Origin of the sequence: Campylobacter showae CC57C, assembly GCF_000344295.2 — a bacterium.
Lineage (GTDB): Bacteria > Campylobacterota > Campylobacteria > Campylobacterales > Campylobacteraceae > Campylobacter_A > Campylobacter_A showae_B.
Genome location: NZ_AOTD01000140.1, coordinates 1 through 4,968 on the forward strand (window position 1 = coordinate 1; position 4,968 = coordinate 4,968).

Annotated in this window: 7 protein-coding genes; all 7 read right to left on the reverse strand. The window is 45.0% G+C overall.

Annotated elements, in window-relative coordinates:
- Positions 1 to 61: 61 nt before the first annotated feature.
- Positions 62 to 1,264 (reverse strand): Cj0814 family flagellar-dependent secreted protein, encoded by a 1,203-nt coding sequence (locus H740_RS05375; protein WP_002952190.1) that lies wholly within the window; start codon positions 1,262 to 1,264, stop codon positions 62 to 64.
- Between the two features lie 278 nt (positions 1,265 to 1,542).
- Positions 1,543 to 2,070, reverse strand: coding sequence for a threonine/serine exporter family protein (locus H740_RS05380; protein ID WP_002952192.1), 528 nt, complete (start codon positions 2,068 to 2,070; stop codon positions 1,543 to 1,545).
- The gene (locus tag H740_RS05385; RefSeq protein WP_002952194.1) at positions 2,063 to 2,845 is read right to left on the reverse strand and encodes a threonine/serine exporter family protein; all 783 of its coding nucleotides are present in this window, start codon (positions 2,843 to 2,845) and stop codon (positions 2,063 to 2,065) included. Before H740_RS05385 ends, H740_RS05380 begins: the two co-directional genes overlap by 8 nt.
- Positions 2,842 to 3,309, reverse strand: coding sequence for a DUF4149 domain-containing protein (locus H740_RS05390; RefSeq protein ID WP_002952196.1), 468 nt, complete (start codon positions 3,307 to 3,309; stop codon positions 2,842 to 2,844). The genes H740_RS05385 and H740_RS05390 overlap by 4 nt, the downstream gene beginning before the upstream one ends.
- Before the next feature lie 155 nt (positions 3,310 to 3,464).
- Positions 3,465 to 3,704 (reverse strand): class I SAM-dependent methyltransferase, encoded by a 240-nt coding sequence (locus H740_RS12165; protein WP_002952197.1) that lies wholly within the window; start codon positions 3,702 to 3,704, stop codon positions 3,465 to 3,467.
- Positions 3,705 to 3,746: 42 nt separating this feature from the next.
- A complete protein-coding gene (locus tag H740_RS05395) occupies positions 3,747 to 4,313 on the reverse strand; it encodes a N5-glutamine methyltransferase family protein (protein WP_002952199.1) in 567 nt (188 codons plus the stop codon).
- Positions 4,300 to 4,968, reverse strand: a 669-nt coding sequence (locus tag H740_RS05400; protein ID WP_002952200.1) for a M48 family metallopeptidase, incomplete at its 5' end; no start/stop codon positions are given. The genes H740_RS05395 and H740_RS05400, both read right to left, overlap by 14 nt.

The window sequence follows — 4,968 nt, forward strand, 5'->3', positions numbered from 1 at the left end:
ACTAAAATCATAATTTACGTTTGCGTTAAACCCGTTTACGCCGCTTATCATATTAATCCTTTTAAGCCTTTATATCCACGCTCTTAGCGTTAAATTTCATCATCACCTCAAGTTCTTCTAAATTTTTTCTAGTATTTTGCTCTAGCTCTTTGTCGTATTTTCTGTTTTTATCCAGCATCTTTTGCGTTCGCTTTTCTTGCTCGATTAGCTTTTCTAGGCGTTTTTGTGCCTCTTTCATATCCTCTTGCATTATTTCAAAGAGGCTTTTTGATTCTTTGCCGTCGGAAGTTATGTTAGAGTTGCCGCTTAAAGCAGTGCTACCGGGCAAAAGCGACTCTTGCATTTTTTGAAACGCTAGTACATATTCTCGGTAATCCTTGCTAAGCCCGTCAAGCTCGCTTCCTTTGATGCCGTAGATGTTGCGCGAATCAATAAAGGCGTCCAGCTTTTGTCTGTATTCTTTGCCGCTTATGCTTTTGTCATAACCTTGCATCTTGCCCCAAACCGTAGTTTCGCCCTCTCGTACGTCTAAATTTGAGTTTATTACGGCTGCTATCAAGCCTCCTTTGGTTATACTACCGTCAGAGTTAGTGTATCTTTCGCCGTGAGGATTTATAAACACGCTCACGTTTTCGCTCTCTTTGCCGCCGTTATTGTTATCAAAGATATTGGTTGACGGCTTATATTGCGGCGTCGTTGTTAACTCATGATATGAACTATTAAAAAATAGCGTTTCCATATTGGTTTTCCCGGACTTATCGTCAAAGGCGCTACGTGCCGACGCATAGTCGTAGATGTTTTTATTTACTTTAGTTACTTTTAGACTTGATTTCTCGTACTCGTATCCTTGAGGAAATTTGGCAAGGTCTTCTTTGTTAAAACTTTCTTTGGAATTTAAAACGTCCTCGCCGACTACTTGGGATAAAATTTTATATGCATTGCCGACTGTTTTTGCTATGTCGATTTTTGAAAACATTTTATTAAATGCAATAGCCTTATCATTTACGTTCACGAGAGATTTTAAGGTATCAGAGTGGATTTTGTAGTCCTTTGGGATACCTGCGGCTTCGTTAAATTCGGATGTAAAATATCCATCCTCATCGACTTTGTAGCCTAAAACTTCGTTAAATTTGTGCTCGGCTGTGTCAGGCTGCGAGATTTCATTTTGTTTTAAAAACTCAGTTTTTGAGCCATGCTTAACATTTACGTTTAGGGAAAAACTTTGTCTAGAAAAAGCGGAATAGTTGTTAAGAGCGTTTATCATATTAATCCTTTAAAACGAGCTTTAAACTATATCGGCAAATTTGAGAAAAAATTTAGGGTAAAGATAAGAAAGGCTATCAAATTTAGCCACCGTTTCGAGAGCTGAATTTGATCCAAATTTGACGGATTGCCAAATTTTAACAAAACAATTAGCGGAAATATTTTAAGATGGATTTAAATGCTGCGACGAAAATTTTGTCCCAAGACTAGGCATGTAGTCTGTCGCAGGGCAAAATTTTCTAGCTTATTTAAAGACGCTTAAAAGATATCGCACAAAATTTACTTTTCGCTGGACTTTTTTGTCGCCAGATCGCATTTGGCGCCGCGGGTAATCATCAAGGACTGATCGTAAAATAAAGTAAGCACCACCGAAACACCCACGCCAAGCGCTAGCGAAACCGTCGTGGTCGTGATCGCGTTATCGAAAAATATGATTAGATATTCGTTTTTCTTAGCGATATCAGGCTCGTTTAGAAACGAAAATAGTGCCAATATGCCCTTATACGCATAAACTCCGGGTACCATCGGCAAAAGTGCGGGAAATGCGATGATTTCGGCGGGCACCTTGAGCCGTTTGGCAAAGAGCATACCTAAAATCCCGCTTAAAAAAGAGACTATGAGAGTGGCGACGCTGATGTTAAAAAATCCCATCTGCATGATCCAAAAGCGGCTAGCGTGCGCAAACGCGGCAAGCAGCGCACAAAATGCGAGAGTCCTTTTTGGCGGCGAGCTAGCATAGGCAAAGCCAAGCCCCGCCACCGCGGCAAAAGCGCCGTCTATAAGCGTCGCAGTAAAAAGCTCAAACATGTAAAATCTCCGCATTGCTAAGCGAGAGCGTGATATAGACGCCCACCGCGATGCAAAGTATCAAGATGCCCGTGCTTACGGCTCTACTGATGCCTACAAGCGTGTTGTCGTTTAGGATATCAAAGACCGAGTTTATGAGAAAAACGCCCGGCATCAAAAATAGTATCGACGAGCCGATCGCGACGTCGCTAGTGTGCGTGAAGCCGTAAAATACGCCAAGATAGGCGATAAAAGAGACGACAAACGAGACTAGGACGTACTGGATTTTTAAATTTACGCCCATTTTAGCAAGCGCGAATTTAAGGTTATATCCAACAAGCGTCGCGAAAAATACGCATACGACCGAGCCCGCATCTCCGCCGAAAAGCCTGCAAAACGCCGCATTTGCAAGGCTGATCAAAATAAGCGAGCTTGTAAATTTATTCGCGCCTATTCGCATGACGCCCTCAAACTGCTCTTTGGCCTCATCTAAGCTCAAATTTTCATCCAAAATCCGCCAGCTAAGCGACGAAAGCTCGGAAATGCGGTTAAAGCTCACCTGCCCTAGCGGGATCTTTTTCACGTAGGTTCGGCGCAGGGAGTTGTCGGCCGAGTCCATGACGCTAATGGTAAAATATTTCACGAAAATCGTCACGCTAACGTCGTATCCGTAGCGCCTAGCCACGCGGTCCACGCACTTTTCTACGCGCGCGGTATAGGTGCCCGCACTCACCATCGCGCTCGTGTAGTCAGAGAGAAAATCGGTTAAAATTTGGATATCGGGCTTCGCGCTCATTTTTCGGCGGTTTTAAATTTGATAAAAAACAAAGCAAGCTGCGCAAACAGCATAAGCTTCATCGTCCATTCGCTAGCCGCGTGCATCTGAGCAAACTCGGCCGTCTGCGTCGCCGCCTCGCCAGCGGCCTGTGCATCCATGACGAAAGGCGTGAAGTAAAACACGAACGAGAGCGCGAGGGCTAAATTTATCGCGCAAAGCATACCCATACTAAATTTGGCGGCAAATTTGACGCTGGATCTAATCGAGGCAAGCTCGTAAAGCGCGGCTATGACGCTAACGACTAGCAAGGCGTAGTTAAATTTAACAAATATCGTAGCCATGAGTTTGCCGCTTTGAAAATGCGTAAGTACGCCGTCGCCAAGGACACTCTGCGGATAAAAAATAGTAGGCGCGACTAGTGCGCCCAAAGCCAGCTCCGTGCCGATGAGCGCACCAAAAAGTAAAAAATAAACGCTTTTCATGATTTTCCTTTTTTTGATTTACTGCACGCATTTTAGGGTTATAGCATTTAAAATTCGCTAAATTTGAGCAAGAAGGGCGGAAATTTGCGAGCCCAAAATTTTACGCAAGATCGGTCAAATTTGGTTTTTCACCAAAGCACAAACCGCACGCAAATTTAGAAATTCGCAAATAAATTTTTAGCGACGAATCCGCGGTCAAATCCGGCTAAATCCTTGTAAAACTCCGCCTCGAAGCCGTTAAATTTAAGCGCGCTTTGCATACTTTCTCGCTGATCGTAGCCTATCTCGCAGGCTAGGTATTTTACGCCGCGGTTTCGCGCGAGAAGTACGATATTTTTTAAAATTTCATCGCCCGCCGCGCCGCCAAACAGCGCCTCGTGCGGCTCGTTTAGCACGAATTTATCAAGCCCGTAATCCTGCGCGATATAAGGCGGGTTTTAAACGAGCAGGTCAAAGCGCCCGTAAATTTGATCTAGATACGCGCATTTTACGAACTCTATCCTATCCTCTACGCCAAATTTCGCGGCGTTCTCGCGAGCTAAATTTAACGCATCGTCGCTGATATCTGAGGCTATGATTTTAGCGTTTGAGTTTAGCGCGAGGCAGATGCTGATTATCCCGCTTCCGACTCCTATCTCGGCGACTAGGGGCGGCCCATTTTGCGCGGGTAAATTTGATAAAACTTCAAGCGATCTTTCGACTAAAATTTCAGTTTCCGGGCGCGGGATCAAGACACCCTTTTTTACGTTAAAAGTAAGTCCGTAAAAGCCCGCCTCGCCCGTAATATACTCTAGCGGCTCGTGATTTGCGAAGCGTTTTATAAGCGCGAAAAATCCCTCCGCATCCTCTAGCTCGCGGTTTAAATTTAAAAATATCCACTCGATTTTTACGCCGAGGTAGCTCATCAAAAGCGCCCCGGCTACGCGCGCCGGATTTGCGCCGTTTATCTCGCATGCTGGAGCTATCTGCGAGGCGGCTGCTTTTAGCGCGTCATTTACCGTCATTTTCGAGCTCGTTTATACGCTCAAAGAGGCTCGGGTGCGAGTGATAGAAAAAGGCGTAGAGCGGATGAGCCCTCGGGAAGGCCTTGTTTTCGGAGCCTAGTTTTTTTAGCGCGCTTATCATGTCGTCTTTGTTTGAAACCTCGCCAGCGAATTTATCGGCGCCAAATTCGTTCGCGCGGCTAAAATACGAGCTAGCGGGCGAAAATAAAAATCCGAAAATCGGCGAAAAAAGTAGCAAAAACACGATCGTTCCGCCGCCTCCGCTATGAAACCCCAACGCCTGATACGCCGCATCGGGGATGTTACCGAATATCAAAAACATCGCAAAAAGCATAACCGCGCTTAGAGCGATCATTTTTAGGATATCTTTGTGCTTAAAGTGCCCGAGCTCATGGCCCAAAACGGCGATTATCTCATCTAGGCTTAGTTTTTTAACGAGCGTGTCGAAAAGCACCACGCGTTTAGTCGCGCCAAGGCCGCCGAAATAGGCGTTTAAGCGGTTGTCGCGCTTACTAGCGTCTATCGTAAAAACGCCACTACTTTTAAACCCGCACTGCGCTAAAAGCCCTTCTATACGGCTTTTTAGCTCGCTCTCTTCTAGCGGCTGCATTTTGTTAAAAATTGGCGCGATGAGCGTCGGATAGATGAGATTTAT